Genomic DNA, 16158 nt, shown 5'->3' with positions numbered 1-16158 from the left:
CGTCAATGGGTGTGCGGGGGTTTATGTGGCGCTTGAGCTGTGAGGAGGGCTCGCCCTGGCTCAGTTGTCCGGGGAGCGGAGTACGCGCAGGTGGCCGCGGCGGGCGACCTCCATGGGGTCCGCCGTGCGGGAACCGCCGCCGGCTCCGGCCGCGCGCTCCTGGGGGCGGGCGGCCTCGCGCACCGCGTTCGCAAGCGCTTCCAGGTCGTCACCGCTGGGCTGGGCCGGGGCCGAGCCGTCGAGCAGGCGGACGACCTCCCAGCCGCGCGGGGCGGTGAGGCGCTCGGAATGCTCCGCGCACAGGTCGTAGCAGTGGGGTTCGGCGTAGGTGGCGAGCGGGCCGAGGACCGCGGTCGAGTCGGCGTAGACGTACGTCAGCGTCGCGACGGCGGGACGGCCGCAGGCGGTGCGCGAACAGCGACGTACAGGGCTCACGATGTTGGACGGTACCGCACTCTTGAGCGGGCCGCGACGACTCCCCACCACGTCACTCCACCGTGTCGCGGGGCGAAACGCCCCACATGCCCGCGTGTGAGCACCTTGCCGACCTGCCTCGACGCGACCGTCGGGCGGCTGACCGGTTCTGATTTCGGTCACCAGTTGGCACAAACACCGTCAATTGCCTTGAGATCGTCGATCCTGCGGGGATACATAATCGAGCCCAACCTTGGCTGGAATGGTCATGTTGTGACATGCCGTGCGGGTCGGCCGGAAGGGGTGTGGGGATCGGGCGGGGTGGCGGCGCGACGACTACGCTTCGCGGTGATGGACAGCCCTGTGACGCCCCGTGCCGCCGGTTCCGGCCCCGGGCCCCGACGTCGTGACCGCCATGGCCGGGGCATGCGTGGCCCTGTCGCCCCGCCTCAGGTCCCGTTGGCGGCGAGCAGGGCGGAGACGTTCGCGGATCTTGTGCAGGACTCCGTGGAGCGGTTGGAGCGGCGGTGGCCGCAGTTGGCGGACATCGATTTCCTGGTGCTGGATGTGCCGCGGCTGGACGGGTCGGCGTGGAGTGACGAGGCCGTGCCGCTGGGGGGGACCGTGGCCGCTCGTGAGGGGCGGGTGGCTCGGGTGGTGGTGTATCGGCGGCCGGTGGAGATTCGTACGAAGGGGCGGGACGAGCGGGCGGCGCTGGTGCATGAGGTGGTCGTCGAGCAGGTGGCGGAGTTGTTGGGGCTTACGCCGGAGACCGTGGATCCGCGGTACGGGGAGGACTGAGCCGGGGGTTGTCCGTCCGCGTGGCTTCGCTTGCGGCGTGCCCCCGGCGGCGGGGGTGGGGGTCTCGATGCCGGCGCATGCGGGTGCTCCCGGCCGCTGGGTGGGGCGCGGGGTGTTCGCGCGGCCCGGCGCTCGCGGGGTGCCGTCGCGCCCACCCGTGCCGCCCTGGGGGTACCTCCCAGGCCCTCAAGGCACGGGGGGAGGCACGACTGCCCGCGGTCGGCGGGGCTTGGGGGTGCGGTTATTTTTGGAGGATGGACAGGTCCTCGTTCGAGTGGGGGACCGCGACCATTCCTCGGTCGTCCGGCAGGGGCTGGACCGTGAAGAACGGGACGCCGGAATCCGTCGTGGACAGGGTGCGGGAGGCGTAGACCGGGGTGGAGGACTCGGGTTCCACCGTGAGGGCGCAGGTGCCCTTCGCGCCCGCCGGGGCCGGGGGCTCGATGTGCTGGGTCGTGCCCGCCTTGATCGTGTACGTCTTCGAGGCCGGCGTACCGCCCTCCGTGCCCGCCGACGCCGTGACCTTGATCTTCGCCGTGCCCTCGGGCGCCGTCACCGCGAGCGTCGTGCCCTTGGCCGTGTTGTCGACGGACGTCGCCCGCGTACCGACCGGCCGTGCCGCCGGGACGAACGCCGACTCCTGGCCGCCGTCCTTGCCGCGCAGCACCCGTGCCGCCGCCACGACCGGAACGGAGGCGTCCCCCGCCGTCAGGACCAGGGAACCCGCCTCGCCGCGCGTGATGTCCTCCAGGTCGACGGCCGTCGTCATGCCGCCCTTCACATGAAGGGTGTCGTGACCGGCCGGCGTGATCAGGCCGGACGGGGAGGCGAGGCGCACCTTCAGGTCGACGTCCGCGTCATCGGGGGTGAAGGCGACCAGGCGTACGGCGGTGGCGTCCTTCGGGATGCCGGGCAGGACCAGGTTGCCCGACGGGTCGGCCGACGCGGTCAGCCAGTCGCCGCCCAACTGGTCGTCCAGGGCCTGGACGGCGGCGCCGACCCTGCCGCTGCGCACCACCACGTGCGCGGTCACGTCGGTCTGCTTCTCGTCGGTGAGCGTCGAAAGGAGGACCGGCTCCGCGGAGTGCGGCTGGACCGTGATGCCCTCCCCCACCGTTGTCTCGAGGGCGCCGTCCTTGCCGTAGAGCTCGATGTCCACGACCGCCGCCGAGTCGTCGGGGTTGGTCAGATGGACGTAGTCGGTGCGGCCGTCGCCGGTGCTGGTGCCGGGGAACCAGAACTCCGTGTCCGGTGCCGTGCAGGCGACGCCCTGCATGCCCCGGCCCGTGCCCGCGGCGACCGTGGTCGTCTGCTGCACGGTCCAGCCGGGGGCGAAGCGGCCCTCCGCGGTGCCGAGGAGGGCGGGCGAATCGCCGCCGGTCGCGTCCCCGGTGACCGGCTTGCCGGGCTCCTTCGGCTCCAGCACGGGCTTCTCGGACTTCTCCTCGTCGCCCTCGCCGTCCTCGGCCTTCTCGTCGCCCTGCTGCTGCGCGGTGGCCGGCCGGAGTTCGGCCCGGCCCTCGTTCTCCGTGCCCTTGGTGACCGGCGTGAAGGACGTGTACGTCGTCTCGGCCAGGTCGGAGGTGCTGGGCTGGGGGCAGACCAGGCTGGTGCGCTCCACCGGTAGGTGGGCCGCCGCCTGTGCCGTCCCGTCCGTGGCCTTGGCGTCCGGTGTGGACACCACGGCGAAGCCGGTGACGGCGGCGAGCGCGGTCACGCCCGCGATCAGGGACAGGGTGGTGCGGTTCACTGCTGGCTCCCGTCGGGACGCTCACTGCCCGTGCCGTTGGGGTCGTACGACGTGTCGTAGCCCTGCGTGTAGGTCTGGTCGTAGCCCTGTGTGTAGCCCTGGTCGTACGGCGCCTGCTGGTTGCCGTACGCGTACGGGTCGTACTCGCCGCCCTGCGGGTAGCCCTCCGCCGGGTAGGGCCGGCCGTAGGCGTCCGTGGCGTACTGCTGCTGGTACCGCTCGTCCGGGTACGCGTTCGGGTACTGCCCCGATGTGTCCCAGTCGCCGTAGTCGGCCTGCTGCGGCACCGGGGCGGAGGGCGGCTCGGGGAAGTCCTCCTCGGCGGCCGGCTCTTCGGTGGACTCCGCCTCCACGGCCTCCGCCTCCGCTTCCGCCTCGGCCTGGGCGCGCAGGCGGCGGGCGCGGCGGCCGTCGCCGGTCAGGGCCTCGGCGGGGACGTCCGGTTCCTCGGGCAGGTCGTCGTCGACGTCGCGGCGCCGGCCGGGCAGGGCCATGACGACGAGGACGACGGCGAGCAGACCCTGGGCCCACAGCCAGGCGGTGTGGGTGACCGGTTCGTCGTAGGTGACGTCCAGGGTGCCGCCGGCTGCGGGGAGTTCGAAGCCCTGGGCCCAGTCGTCGACCGTGGTGCGGGTCAGCGGCTTGCCGTCGAGGGTGGCGGTCCAGCCCTCCGCGGCGGTGTCGGCGAGGCGCAGGACGCGGCCCTCGGCGCCGTTCGGGATCTTGGTGTGGATCTCGACCGGGCCCGCCGCCACGGGTACGGCCTCGCCGTCGCCGTCCTTGGCGGGAACGATGCTCGCGCGGGAGACCTGGTGGTCCACCCGCCACAGCGCGCCGCCCGCCTGCTGGCTGAGCCGGGACAGGCCGGGGGTGGCGTCCAGGACACGGGTGACCTCGCGGGGCGCGCCCGGGTGGACGAGGACGTAGCGGACGGCGAAGCCGCCGAGCTGGTCCGCCTGGTCGGCGCCGGAGCCGGCGACGAGATTGGCGACGACCTTGCCGAGCGGCGCGTTCTCCCCGTCCACCGACGCGGTCTCCGCGTCGCCCATGCGGGCGCCGGAGCCGCGGACCAGGACGTAACCGACCCGGTCCGGGGAGTCGCTGTCGAGGACGAGGGTGCGGGCCTGGTCGCGGGTTCCGCTCTCCTCGGCGACGAACGCGGGCACCTGAATGGGGTCGCGCCGCGCCACGGGGTCGTCGGCGCCGCGGATCATCCAGCCGGCGGCGGCGATCAGCGGGCCGACGGCGCAGGCGAGGGCGATCAGCGCGGCGACCGGCTGACGCCAGCCGAAACTCTGCTCGGCGACCCGGGAACGGGCCCCGTCCGCGCCGAGGGTGGCGGCGGCCAGGACGGCGAGGCCGTAGACGAGGGTCGCGGGGCCGGCCCAGGTGGAGTTGTTGGACAGGACCGCGAAGACGAGGCCCACCAGGGCGGCCACCCACGCGGTGAGGATCGGTGTGCGGCGCTCGGAGCGGAGCAGGGCCGCGAGCGCGGCGAGCACCAGCCCGATGAGCAGCAGGCCGCCGACGGTGCCGGGGCCGCCCGGGCTCGCACCGAGCAGGTCGAGGGCGGAGGCGGCGGAGGCGCCGTACTCCAGGCCCGCTTCCCGGAAGAAGCCGAAGGGGAGCAGGGTCAGCGACCACGGGGCCAGGACGAGCAGGGGCGCGCCGAGTTGGGCCAGGAAGCGCAGCCCGTAGGCCGGAATGTCCGTTCTGCGTACGGCGAGTACGCCGACGCCGAGGACCAGGGCGATGGGCCACACGATCGGCGTGAACGCGGTGGTGACGGTGAGCAGCAGGGCGTACGCCCAGGTGGCGCGCCAACTGCCGCGGATGCCCTCGGCGTTCGTGAGGCCGCTCGCCGCGACGCCCGCGCGGGCGATCAGCGGCAGCAGGATGGCGAGTACGGCGGTGCCGATGCGGCCGCCGGCCAGGGCGCCGGTCGCGGCGGGCAGGAAGGCGTAGGCGACGGCCGCCCACGCGCGCAGCAGCCGTGACTCGACGAGCGGGCGGGAGGCGAAGTACGCGGTGAAGCCGGCCAGCGGCACCGAGCAGACCAGCAGGATCGTGACGGCGAGGCCGGTGGAGCCGAGCAGCAGCGAGGAGAAGGCCGCGACGATCGCCAGGTAGGGCGGTGCGGACCCGGTGCCCCCGGCGCCCACGGTGTGCCAGGCGTCGGTGTAGCGGGCCCACAGGTCGCCGGCGCCGGCGGGTGCGGGGAGCAGCGCGCCGCCCGCGAGGGCGCCGCCGCCGAGGAGCTGGCGGCAGGCCGCGAGGGAGACCAGCAGCAGCACCAGGAAGAGCACCGGGCCCGGTTTGCGGGCGATGCGCTTGAGGCGGGCGAACTGCTCGATCTCGAGGAAGTCGGCGTCGTCGCCGCCGGGTCCGGACTCCACGGCGCTGCCGTGCCGTCCCGCGCCGGAGGCGGCTTCGGGGTCGGAGCGGCCGACGAGGCCGCTCGCGACCTGTTCCACCGTGACCCGGACGGTCGCGCCGGGCGGCGGGAACAGCGGCCGCATCTCGCCCTTGTCGGTCTGCGGGCTGCCGCGGTGGCGGCGTCCGGCGAGGATCCGCTCGGGTCGCAGCAGGGTGCCGACGAGGCCGCGGATCTCGTCGACGGCCTGTCCGGGGACCTTGCCGACGAGGTAGGCGAGGGTGCGCAGCAGGGTGCCGAGGACGACGCGGAGCAGCACCCACGGCAGGGCGGCCGTACGGGCGTTGACGAGCAGCGTGTAGACGGCGCCCGCCTTGTCCACCTTGTGCGGGGAGGCGGAGGTGCGGCCGACGCAGTCGACGGCGCGGCGCTCGCGGGAGGCGGCCTCCGCGTGCCGGACCACGGCTTCGGGGGCGACCAGGACGCGGTGTCCGGCGGAGTGCGCGCGCCAGCACAGGTCGACGTCGTCGCGCATCAGGGGCAGATGCCGGTCGAAGCCGCCGAGCCGGTCGAAGACGTCACGGCGGATCAGCATGCCGGCGGTGGACACCGACAGGACGGGCCGTACATGGTCGTGCTGGCCCTGGTCCTGTTCGCGGCGGTCCAGGCCGGTCCAGCGGCGGCCGGAGTTGGCGATGGAGACGCCGACCTCCAGCAGCTGCCTGCGGTCGTACCAGCCGCGGAGTTTGGGTCCGACGACGGCGACGTCGTCCCGGCCGAGCTCGTACTCGTTCTCCACGACGCGCAGCAGCTGGGCCAGGGCGTCGGGTTCGGGCGCGCAGTCGTCGTGCAGCAGCCAGAGCCACTGCACCGGCTCGCCGTGCGGAAGGTCCGGCAGGTCGTAGGCGTCGTCGCGCCAGCTGCGGGTGACCGGGTCCCAGCCGCTCGGCCGCTTCAGGTACGGCAGATCGTCGGGCGTGAGGTCCGGGGCGGCGCGGTGGCACTCCTCGACGGCCTGGCCGAAGCCGGTGCGCCGGGCGAGGTGCAGCACGCGTTCGTCGCCGAGGGCCTCGGCGACCAGCCGGGCGGAGTCGTCCGCGCTGCCGGTGTCGGCGCCCATGGCGAACTGGACCGGGCGCTCCTGGCCGAGCAGCCCGGAGAGCGCGTCGGGCAGCCAGCGGGCGCCGTCGTGGGAGACGAGGACCGCGGTCACCACGTGACGCGGGAACTCAGGGGTGGCAGCGAGGTCTTGCCGGGCTGCCGTGTGGCTGTGCACGGACATCGAGGTACGGGCCCCGGTTCGGTGGTCTGTGGGGAACGCCCGTGCCCGGTGGGGGCGGCGGGGCGTCTCGGACGAGCGACCACACTATCGGCTGGGCACCGCAGCGGCCCGCCGCCTGTGGACAACCACCTGCGACGGGCCTTAAGTGACGAATGTGCGAAGTGGCACGCACTCTGCGCGTACGCCGGTGATCTGCCGGTTCGTCAGACGGCGGCCTTCTTCAACCGGCGGCGCTCCCGCTCGGACAGGCCGCCCCAGATGCCGAAGCGCTCGTCGTTGGCGAGGGCGTACTCGAGGCACTCGGAGCGGACCTCGCACGCGAGGCAGACCTTCTTGGCCTCCCGGGTGGAGCCGCCCTTCTCGGGGAAGAAGGACTCGGGGTCGGTCTGGGCGCACAGTGCGCGCTCCTGCCAGCCGAGCTCCTCGTCCGCGTCGTCGACCAGCAGTTGCTGCACCAGCTCGGTCATGTGCGCCCCTCGTCCGTCTTTCGCGTCCCCGTGTGATCCAGCCGTTACCGTTTCCGGCTGAACGACACGAGTGAAATTACAAGTGTGCTGCTCCGGGCGAGTCAAGCCGAGATCTGCTATTGAGCCCCTTATTCACTCTGCGGAACCAAGCCCGAGCGGAAAGTGTTCAAATCACCCTAAACCTTGACACGCATGCGGACCCATGAGGGTTCGCGGTCCCCCACGGGGCCTCTCCCAGGAGGACGCCCAGGGGATCGTTCTCGTTCCGACACCCGCGCGGAAGCGAACCGGATCACAGTCGGATCACGGGATCGCAACGGTGCGCGGAGCGCCCGGCCGTGGGCACCTTGTGTCCCGGGAAACGAGTGAGCAAACCTTTCGTCTACGAGATGAACCGGATGGGGTGAACCCTGTCCCACATACCGGGTGCCGAGTTGACAGTGGAGGAGTGAACCGCTGTCCTAGTGGGCATGCTCGCGAATTCGGCACTCACCCCGACCCGCTCCGCCGGGTTCCTCGGTGCTGCCCGCGCTCGCTGTAGCTGTCGCTGTTCCGGCTGTTGAGCCCAACGCGCTCCGGCCCTTGCCGAGTCCCATAGGACCCGGCCGCTGTCTCCCTCGCTCCCACCAGGGCACCCCTCGCCGCCGCCCGCGACCCGGGCGCACGCGACGCGAAACCCCCCACCGCTTCTCCGCCAAGGACCTCCGCATCCATGAACAGCGACAGCGACCTCCAGATCGCCGGTGACATCCTCGAAGTCCCGCATCTGCTGCAGCCCCCGCGCGAGCACCCGGCCACCGTCGCCGAGTTCGCCGGCCTGGCCCGCTCCATCGCCGCCGACCGCTCCCAGTGGGAGCACCTCGTCGAGTACGACGCCGTCAGCCGCTGGTACCACCGGCTGCGCACCGGCCCCGGCTACGAGGTGTGGCTGCTGTCCTGGGTGCCGGGACAGGGCAGCGGGCGGCATGACCACGGCCGCTCCTCGGGCGTGCTCACCGTCCTGGACGGCGCCCTGACCGAGCGCACCGGACGCGGCACACGCGCGCTGACGGCCGGCGCCCAGCGCGTGTTCGCCCCCGGTTATGTGCACGACGTCGTCAACGACGCCCTCGAACCGGCCGTCAGCCTGCACATCTACTACCCGGGCCTGACCGAGATGCCCATGCTCCCCCAGTCCCGGCTTCGTACGGCCGGGGTGACCCCCGTCGCTCCGCACTGCGAGGCCCCCGCGGCGGCCGGTCCGGTAACTGCCTGACGCGATGTCGTAGCGGCCTGCGAGGATGGCCCCATGCGCATTGTGGTTCTGGCAGGCGGCATCGGCGGTGCCCGTTTCCTGCGCGGTCTGAAGCGGGCCGTGCCGGACGCGGACATCACGGTCATCGGCAACACCGGGGACGACATCCACCTCTTCGGGCTGAAGGTCTGCCCGGACCTCGACACGGTGATGTACACCCTCGGCGGCGGTATCGACGAGGAGCGGGGCTGGGGGCGGACCGACGAGACCTTCCACCTGAAGGAGGAACTCGCGGCGTACGGCGTCGGCCCGGAGTGGTTCGGCCTCGGCGACCGGGACTTCGCCACGCACATCGTGCGGACCCAGATGCTCGGCGCCGGGTTCCCGCTCAGCGCGGTCACCGAGGCGCTCTGCGACCGCTGGCAGCCGGGCGTGCGCCTCATCCCGATGACGGACGACCGTGTGGAGACGCATGTCGCCGTCACGTTGCCCGACAGCGGCTCCGCCGCGGGCTCCGGCGAGCGCAAGGCGATCCATTTCCAGGAGTACTGGGTGCGGCTGCGGGCCTCCGTCCCGGCCGAGGCGGTCGTACCGGTCGGCGCGGAGCAGGCGAAGCCGGCGCCGGGCGTCCTGGAGGCGATCGCCGAGGCCGACGTGATCCTCTTCCCGCCGTCCAACCCCGTGGTCTCCGTCGGCACCATCCTCGCCGTCCCCGGAGTCCGGGAGGCGATCGCCGACGCGGGCGTGCCGGTGATCGGCCTGTCCCCGATCGTCGGGGACGCGCCCGTGCGCGGAATGGCCGACAAGGTGCTCGCGGCGGTCGGCGTCGAGTCCACGGCCCCGGCGGTGGCCGAGCACTACGGCTCGGGCCTGCTGGACGGCTGGCTGGTCGACACGGTCGACGCGGGCTGTGTGGAGCGCGTCGAGGCAGCCGGGATCCGCTGCCGTGCCGTACCGCTGATGATGACGGACGTCGACGCGGCCGCGCGGATGGCACGTGAGGCGCTGACGCTGGCGGAGGAGGTGCGCGCGGTATGAGCGGTACGGGCTACCGGGTCCGCCCCGTGGCGGGCCTGCCCGAGATCCGCGAGGGCGACGATCTGGCCAAGCTGATCGCGGCCGCCGTACCGGATCTGTCCGACGGCGACGTCGTCATCGTCACCTCGAAGATCGTCTCCAAGGCGGAGGGCCGGATCGCCGAGGCGGCGGACCGGGAGGCCGCGATCGACGCGGAGACCGTCCGTGTGGTGGCCCGGCGCGGCACGCTGCGCATCGTCGAGAACCGGCAGGGCCTGGTCATGGCCGCGGCCGGCGTCGACGCCTCCAACACCCCCGCCGGAACGGTCCTGCTGCTGCCCGAGGATCCGGACGCCTCCGCGCGGGCGATCCGCGAGGGCCTGCGCGCCGCCCTCGGAGTCACGGTCGGCGTGATCGTCACCGACACCTTCGGCCGCCCGTGGCGGGCGGGGCTGACGGACGTGGCGATCGGCGCGGCCGGCGTCCGCGTGCTGGACGACCTGCGCGGCGGCACCGACACGCACGGCAACCCGCTCGGCGCCACCGTCGTCGCCACGGCCGACGAACTCGCCGCGGCGGGCGACCTGGTCAAGGGCAAGACGTCCGGCGTCCCGGTGGCCGTGGTCCACGGGCTGGCCCGGCTGGTGGCGGCCGAGGACGGCGAGGGCGCCCGGGCGATGGTCCGCGGCGCGCGTGACGACATGTTCCGCCTGGGCACGTCCGAGGCGGTACGCCAGGCGGTGACCCAGCGCCGTACGGTGCGGGCGTTCACCGACGAGCCGGTCGACCCCGACGCCGTACGCCGCGCGGTGGCGGCGGCCGTGACGGCGCCGGCCCCGCACCACACCACACCGTGGCGTTTCGTGCTGCTGGAGTCGTCCGGGTCCCGCACACGCCTGCTGGACGCGATGCGTGAGGCCTGGATCGCGGACCTGCGCCGTGACGGCAAGTCGGAGGAGTCCATCGCCAAGCGTGTCCGCCGCGGTGACGTGCTGCGCGACGCGCCGTATCTGGCCGTGCCCTGCCTCGTCATGAACGGCTCGCACACCTACGGGGACGCGCGGCGGGACGGCGCGGAGCGGGAGATGTTCGTGGTCGCCACGGGCGCCGGTGTGCAGAACTTCCTGGTCGCGCTGGCCGGGGAGCGGCTGGGCTCGGCGTGGGTGTCGTCGACGATGTTCTGCCGGGAGGTGGTCCGCGAGGTCCTGGACCTGCCCGGCGACTGGGACCCGATGGGCGCGGTGGCGATCGGCCACCCGGCCGAGGAACCGCGTCCGCGCCCGGAACGGGACGCGGCGGGTTTCATCGAGGTGCGCTGAGACGAGGGCCCGGCGGGGTGGGCCTACCCTCGTAGAGGCCCCCGATTCGCTTCCACCCCTGGGATCCCTCTTGGCAGGACGCTTCTCCCCGCGCCCGACCCGTACGACGGTACGCGGCGGCCATGTCGCCGTGCCCGCGGGTGTCCCCCGCCAGGCACCGGCTCCGGCACGCGTACGGACGTGGGTGCCGGAGGGGCCGCTGGACCTCGGGCTGGTGCTCGGGCCGCTGCGACGCGGGCCCGGTGATCCCACGTTCCGGGCGCTGCCGGACGGGTCCGTGTGGCGGGCCAGTCTGACCCCGGCGGGGCCGGGGACCCTGCGGGTGACGGCGCGCGGCGGGGAGATCCGGGGGGAGGCGTGGGGGCCGGGCGCCGCATGGCTGCTGGACGGGCTCCCCGAGCTGCTCGGGGCCTCGGACGATCCGTCCGCCTTCGTGCCCCGGCACAAGCTGCTGGCGCTGACCAGCCATCGGCGTCCGGGGCTGCGGCTGACGCGGACCGGGCTGGTGCTGGAGTCGTTGATCCCGTCGGTGCTGGAGCAGAAGGTCACGACGGGTGAGGCGTACCGGGCGTGGCGGCTGCTGGTACGGAAGTACGGCGAGCCGGCACCCGGGCCCGCGCCCGAGCGGATGTCGGTGATGCCGGCGCCTCGGACGTGGGCGCTGATTCCCTCCTGGGAGTGGCATCGGGCCGGGGTCGACGACAAGCGGGCATCGACGGTCCTGCGGGCGGTACGGGTCGCTGCGCGGCTGGAGGAGGCGGTGGGGATGCCTGCCGCTGAGGCGCAGGCGCGGTTGGAGCTGGTGTCGGGGATCGGGCCGTGGACGTCGGCGGAGACGGTGCAGCGGAGTCATGGGGCGGTGGACGCGGTGACCGTGGGGGATCTGCATCTGCCGGGGATCGTGGGGTGGGCCCTTGGGGGGGACCGGGATGCGGACGATGACGTGATGCTGTCGCTGCTGGAGCCGTATGCGGGGCAGCGGCATCGGGCTGCGCGGTTGATTCTGCTGAGCGGGAGGGTGCCGGGGCGGCGGGGGCCGCGGATGGCGTACGGGGATATCGGGCGGCTGTGAATTCCGGGCGGGGCCCGGTGCGGGTGCTCCGGGATGTCCCTGGTGGGGGTCGGCCGGGGGGTGGCGTGCGCGGGTCGGCGCGCTGGGGGTGGACCGGGGGTCCGCACGGGCTGACGCCGGTGAGGTGCCCTGCGTTGGTGCGGGCCGGGGGTGTTCGCGCAGCCCGGCGCTTGCGGGGTGCCGTCGCGCCCACCCGTGCCGCCCCAGCGGCACGACTGCCCGCGGGAACGGACGGGGCCGGGCTGGGGTGGTTTGCCGCCCCAGCGGCACGACTGCCCGCGGGAACGGACGGGGCCGGGCTGGGGTGGTTTGCCGCCCCAGCGGCACGACTGCCCGCGGCTGGCGGGGCTGGGATGGGTTTGCCGCCCCAGCGGCACGACTGCCCGCGGGAACGGACCGGGCTGGGGTGGGGGCGGCCGCACGGGTGCCGTGGGCGTTACTGGTCCGAGGAGAAGCGGACGGCTCCTGCGGGGATTGTCGCGTCGCACCAGACTCGGGCGCCGGCCCGGAGTTCGTTGTGGGGGCCGATCGTCGCGCCGTCGCCTATCACCGTGCCGGTGAGGACCGTGCGTTCGCCCACTCGGGCGCGCGTACCGATCAGCGAGTCCGTGACGACCGCGCCCGGTTCGATGACCGCCCCCGGCAGGATCGTGCTGCCGAAGACACGCGCGCCCTCCGCCACGAACGCGCCCTCGCCCACCACCGTCCCGCCCGCCAGCTTCGCGTCGGGCGCCACGGTCGCCGTGGGCAGCACCAGCCGGTCCCCGCAGCGCCCCGGCACCGCCGGCGACGGCGCGCGGCCCAGCACCAGATCCGCCGACCCCCGTACGAACGCCGCCGGCGTCCCGAGGTCCAGCCAGTACGTCGAGTCGACCATGCCCTGCAGATGCGCTCCCGCCGCCAGCAGCCCGGGGAACGTCTCCCGTTCCACCGACACCACTCGCCCCGCCGGGATCGTGTCGATCACCGACCGGCGGAAGACGTACGCCCCCGCGTTGATCTGATCGGTGACGATCTCCTCCGGCGTCTGCGGCTTCTCGAGGAAGGCGAGCACCCTCCCCGACGCGTCCGTCGGCACCAGCCCGTACGCGCGTGGATCGGTCACCCGCGTCAGGTGCAGCGAGACGTCCGCGCCGGTCGTCTCGTGCGTCCGCACCAGCGCCCGGATGTCCAGCCCCGTCAGGATGTCCCCGTTGAAGACCAGCACCGGCTCGTCCGGCCCCGACCGGAGCCGCGCCGCGACGTTGCGGATCGCACCGCCCGTGCCGAGCGGCTCCTCCTCCGTCACGTACTCGATGTGCAGCCCGAGCGCCGCCCCGTCGCCGAAGTACGGCTCGAAGACCTCGGCCAGATACGACGTGGCCAGGACGATGTGCTCGACGCCCGCCGCCCGCGCCCGCGCGAGCTGGTGCGCGAGGAAGGGCACCCCGGCCGCCGGGACCATGGGCTTGGGCGTGTGCACCGTGAGCGGTCGCAGCCGCGTACCCTTGCCGCCGACCAGGAGAATCGCTTCTGTCACCTGTCGTCTCTGCTTCCTGCCGGGACCGGCCGAACTGTCTTTCGGCCGGCCAGTGTATGCAGACCGCCTCCGGCAGGAAGGAGCGCCCGGCCCGTCTCAGCGGCCCTGGTAGCGGGCCGCCGTGGTACGCGCCGTACCGAGCTTCTTGTACAGCTTCCCCCCGGGGCACGAGGTGTTGAACCCGTCCCGGTGACCGGAGATCACGTTCAGTCGCACCTTCTTGCCCTTTCGGTACAGATTGCCACCGCCGGACGTCAGATATGTCTTGCCCCGCGGATTCATCCCGTACAGCCCGAGTTTCCACGCGGTGATCCGGGCGACGGCCTTCACGGCGGAGGCCGACGGCTTCTTGGAGCCGTAGGAGCCGATGACCGCGATGCCCGTGGTGTTGGTGTTGAACCCGAGTGTGTGCGCGCCCTTGACGGCCTTCGCCACTCCGCCGGCCCGGCCCTCGTAGATCCGGCCGCACTTGTCGACGAGGAAGTTGTAGCCGATGTCCCGCCAGCCGAGGCTGCTCACGTGGTACCGGTAGAAGCCGCGGATGAGCGAAGGCGCCTGCGAGCACGAGTAGTTGTTGCCGGAGGCGGTGTGGTGCACGAAGGCCGCCTTGACCTTGCTGGTGTACACGAACCGCGTCTCCCGCAGGCTCTCGTCGGCTCCCCAGCCTCGCCGGGTGACGATGGCGGGGCGCGGTCCGATGTACGGCTTGGCCCGCTGCTGCTCGGTGAGCCGGGCTCCGCGCAGGGTGAGGAGTTCCTCGCGGGTCTGCTCGCCGTCCAGTGCGGGGATCTCCGTGGCGCCGAGCGGGGCGAGGGCCGAGTTGGCGGCGGAGGCGGCGCTCGCCTCGGCGCTCATCGGGCCGTTGCGGGGGCTCTCCCGGGTGTCGTCCCCGGGGTCGACGAGTTCGAGCCGCAGCCCGGAGGGCAGGATCGAGTGATCACCTCCCTCGGGCTCCCCGGCTCCGGGCTCCTCCGCCCCGGGTCCCGGCTGGACCCGGACCTCCACTCCGTCCGACTCCCCCACCCACAGCGGCGCCGTGGCGCCGTGCACCCCGTCAGAGGAGCCCTCCGCGCTGTCCGGATCGGCGCCGTGGTCGCTGTAGTGCGTCTCGACGTCCTGCCAGCCGGTCCAGCCGCCGGTGCCGGCCGCCCGGGTGCGGACCTGGACGCGGCCGTGGAGCTCGTCGGCGGGGTCGTCCCAGATCACGCCGAGGAGGGAGAAGTGCCGTACGGCCCGGGGGGCGAGGCCGAGGACGGCGGTGCCTGAGGCACGGTCACGGGTGAGGGGTCTCAGGGGCAGCGACTGGGTGCTGCCGGGTACGTCGCGCTGGGCCGTCACCGCTGCGCGCGTGGCCGCTTCTGCCGTCGGGACCGGTCCCGGGTCCGCCGCGGTGGCGGGCGGGGCGAGCGGGAGGGCGAGGGCGGCGGCGCAGGTGACACCGATTGAGGAAGCAAGGATTCCACGCATGCTCCTGAGCTTGGACAGAGTCAGACAAATCTGTCCATCCGGGATGTGACGGGCTGTCGGGTCCCGTTCCTCCGAACCGGTGCCTCTCGGACGGGGTGGGGGCGGGCGGGTCCGCGTACGCTTGCGCGGGTGAACGCCACCGACCGCACCCCTGCCGACCTGCTGGGTTCCGCGCTCGCCGCGGACCCGGTACGTCCCCTCGTGACCTTCTACGACGATGCCACGGGCGAACGTGTCGAATTGTCCGTGGCCACCTTCGCCAATTGGGTGGCCAAGACCGCCAACCTGCTCCAGGACGAGCTGTCCGTGGAACCCGGCGACCGGGTGGCCCTGCTGCTGCCGGCGCACTGGCAGACGGCGGTGTGGCTGCTGGCGTGCGCGTCGGTGGGAGTGGTCGCGGACGTGGCCGGGGACCCGGCGGCGGCGGACGTGGTGGTGAGCGGTCCGGATCCGGAGTCGCTGTCGGCGGCGCGGGGCTGTTCGGGGCCGCGGGTCGCGCTGGCGCTCAGGCCGCTCGGGGGGCGGTTTCCGCAGCCGCCGGAGGGCTTCGCCGATTACGCGGTCGAGGTGCCGGGGCAGGGGGACCGGTTCGTGCCGTACGGGCGGGTGGATCCGGAGGAGCCCGCGCTGATCGTGGCGGGGCGGGAGTTCAGCGGGGCGGAGGTGGTCGAGCGGGCTCGGGCGGAGGCGTCGGGGCTGGGGCTCACCGGGCCGGGGGCGCGGGTGCTGTCGGGGCTGTCCTACGACACGTGGGAGGGGCTGTGTGCGGGGCTGTACGGGCCGTTGGCGGTCGGGGGGTCTGTGGTGCTGTGCCGTCATCTGGGGGCGCTGGGGAGTGAGGGGTTGGACAAGCGGGTGGAGAGTGAGCGGGTGACTGTGATCGCGCGCTGACGCCCGCCCCCACCGGGGGGGTGTTCGGGGTGGTTCGAGCTACCCAGGGCCGCCGTGAGTCGGGGGTGGGTAGTGCGGCCCGGCGCTTACGCGGTGCCGTCGCGCGGGGCGCGTTGTGGAGTGCTGCGCATGGGGTGGACCCGGGGGTGATCACGCAGCCCGGCGCTTACGGGGTGCCGTCGTGCGGGGCGCGTTGTGGAGTGCTGCGCGTGGGGTGGACCCGGGGGGTGATCACGCAGCCCGGCGCTTACGGGGTGCCGTCGCGCCCACCCGTGCCGCCCCAGCGGCACGACTGCCCGCGGATGGCGGGGGTGCGGGGCGGCTGCCCGCGGATGGCGGGGGGGTGCGGGGCGGATGGCGGAGGACGCAGGCCGACCGCCCGCGGATGGCGGAGCGTGCGGGCCGACCGCCCGCGGCCGGCGGAGCGTGCGGGGCGGCTGCCGGGCGAAGCCGGGTGTGTCGGCCGTTCGTGTTGGGTTTTCCCTCGTTCGGCGCAGCAGCGCCCCGTCTGGCGCGGAGGTGCGGGGCATCGTCGTACGGGACCGTACGTG

The 16158-nt window shown here is 73.5% G+C and carries 12 protein-coding genes; 6 read left to right on the top strand and 6 right to left on the bottom strand.

All coding sequences use genetic code 11. The features are described from left to right. Positions 1-60: 60 nt before the first annotated feature. Positions 61-483, bottom strand: coding sequence for a DUF3499 domain-containing protein (locus ACGFR9_RS14835; protein ID WP_393207465.1), 423 nt, complete (start codon positions 481-483; stop codon positions 61-63). A 282-nt stretch (positions 484-765) separates the two neighbouring features. Here ACGFR9_RS14835 and ACGFR9_RS14830 point away from each other — a divergent pair, with 282 nt between their 5' ends. Then, entirely contained in the window at positions 766-1215 is a 450-nt protein-coding gene (locus ACGFR9_RS14830; protein ID WP_393207462.1) for a metallopeptidase family protein, read from the top strand. A gap of 241 nt (positions 1216-1456) precedes the next feature. Here the strand turns inward: ACGFR9_RS14830 and ACGFR9_RS14825 are convergent, their stop codons facing one another. The 3 genes from ACGFR9_RS14825 to ACGFR9_RS14815 form a co-directional block, all read right to left on the bottom strand. After that, entirely contained in the window at positions 1457-2965 is a 1509-nt protein-coding gene (locus tag ACGFR9_RS14825) for a DUF5719 family protein (RefSeq protein ID WP_393207459.1), read from the bottom strand. Then, positions 2962-6621 carry a glycosyltransferase gene (locus ACGFR9_RS14820; protein ID WP_393207457.1) on the bottom strand — a complete coding sequence of 1220 codons (3660 nt, stop codon included), beginning with the start codon at positions 6619-6621 and terminating at the stop codon, positions 2962-2964. Before ACGFR9_RS14820 ends, ACGFR9_RS14825 begins: the two co-directional genes overlap by 4 nt. A gap of 203 nt (positions 6622-6824) precedes the next feature. Next, entirely contained in the window at positions 6825-7088 is a 264-nt protein-coding gene (locus ACGFR9_RS14815) for a WhiB family transcriptional regulator (RefSeq protein WP_003975777.1), read from the bottom strand. Between the two features lie 712 nt (positions 7089-7800). Between ACGFR9_RS14815 and ACGFR9_RS14810 the strand changes: the two genes are divergently transcribed. From ACGFR9_RS14810 to ACGFR9_RS14795, 4 genes are all read left to right on the top strand, one after another. Next, positions 7801-8343, top strand: a complete 543-nt coding sequence (locus ACGFR9_RS14810) for a cysteine dioxygenase (RefSeq protein WP_393207455.1) — start codon at positions 7801-7803, stop codon at positions 8341-8343. Between the two features lie 33 nt (positions 8344-8376). Further along, the gene (gene cofD / locus ACGFR9_RS14805; RefSeq protein ID WP_393207452.1) at positions 8377-9360 is read left to right on the top strand and encodes a 2-phospho-L-lactate transferase; all 984 of its coding nucleotides are present in this window, start codon (positions 8377-8379) and stop codon (positions 9358-9360) included. Further along, positions 9357-10658, top strand: coding sequence for a coenzyme F420-0:L-glutamate ligase (locus ACGFR9_RS14800; RefSeq protein WP_393207449.1), 1302 nt, complete (start codon positions 9357-9359; stop codon positions 10656-10658). The genes cofD and ACGFR9_RS14800 overlap by 4 nt, the downstream gene beginning before the upstream one ends. Before the next feature lie 70 nt (positions 10659-10728). Continuing rightward, entirely contained in the window at positions 10729-11730 is a 1002-nt protein-coding gene (locus ACGFR9_RS14795) for a DNA-3-methyladenine glycosylase family protein (RefSeq protein WP_393207446.1), read from the top strand. Positions 11731-12166: 436 nt separating this feature from the next. Here ACGFR9_RS14795 and ACGFR9_RS14790 read toward each other — a convergent pair whose 3' ends face one another. Beyond that, positions 12167-13249 carry a sugar phosphate nucleotidyltransferase gene (locus ACGFR9_RS14790; RefSeq protein ID WP_393207443.1) on the bottom strand — a complete coding sequence of 361 codons (1083 nt, stop codon included), beginning with the start codon at positions 13247-13249 and terminating at the stop codon, positions 12167-12169. A 96-nt stretch (positions 13250-13345) separates the two neighbouring features. After that, the gene (locus ACGFR9_RS14785) at positions 13346-14716 is read right to left on the bottom strand and encodes a peptidoglycan recognition protein (RefSeq protein WP_393207440.1); all 1371 of its coding nucleotides are present in this window, start codon (positions 14714-14716) and stop codon (positions 13346-13348) included. A gap of 129 nt (positions 14717-14845) precedes the next feature. Here ACGFR9_RS14785 and ACGFR9_RS14780 point away from each other — a divergent pair, with 129 nt between their 5' ends. Continuing rightward, on the top strand, positions 14846-15607 hold the full coding sequence (locus ACGFR9_RS14780; RefSeq protein WP_393207437.1) for a TIGR03089 family protein: 762 nt from the start codon (positions 14846-14848) through the stop codon (positions 15605-15607). Positions 15608-16158: the final 551 nt, after the last annotated feature.

It is taken from the genome of Streptomyces sp. NPDC048584 (assembly GCF_043199595.1).
Taxonomy (GTDB): domain Bacteria; phylum Actinomycetota; class Actinomycetes; order Streptomycetales; family Streptomycetaceae; genus Streptomyces; species Streptomyces edwardsiae.
The sequence above is the reverse complement of the archived record's forward strand: the minus strand, read 5'-3'. Positions and strand labels throughout refer to the sequence as shown.

What these genes read in the sequence shown, in the direction of transcription:
- ACGFR9_RS14830 (WP_393207462.1), top strand. Translation starts at nt 766, where the DNA reads ATGGACAGCCCTGTGACGCCCCGTGCCGCCGGTTCCGGCCCCGGGCCC.
- ACGFR9_RS14820 (WP_393207457.1), bottom strand. Translation starts at nt 6,621, where the DNA reads ATGTCCGTGCACAGCCACACGGCAGCCCGGCAAGACCTCGCTGCCACC.
- ACGFR9_RS14815 (WP_003975777.1), bottom strand. Translation starts at nt 7,088, where the DNA reads ATGACCGAGCTGGTGCAGCAACTGCTGGTCGACGACGCGGACGAGGAG.
- ACGFR9_RS14810 (WP_393207455.1), top strand. Translation starts at nt 7,801, where the DNA reads ATGAACAGCGACAGCGACCTCCAGATCGCCGGTGACATCCTCGAAGTC.
- cofD (WP_393207452.1), top strand. Translation starts at nt 8,377, where the DNA reads ATGCGCATTGTGGTTCTGGCAGGCGGCATCGGCGGTGCCCGTTTCCTG.
- ACGFR9_RS14800 (WP_393207449.1), top strand. Translation starts at nt 9,357, where the DNA reads ATGAGCGGTACGGGCTACCGGGTCCGCCCCGTGGCGGGCCTGCCCGAG.
- ACGFR9_RS14785 (WP_393207440.1), bottom strand. Translation starts at nt 14,716, where the DNA reads ATGCGTGGAATCCTTGCTTCCTCAATCGGTGTCACCTGCGCCGCCGCC.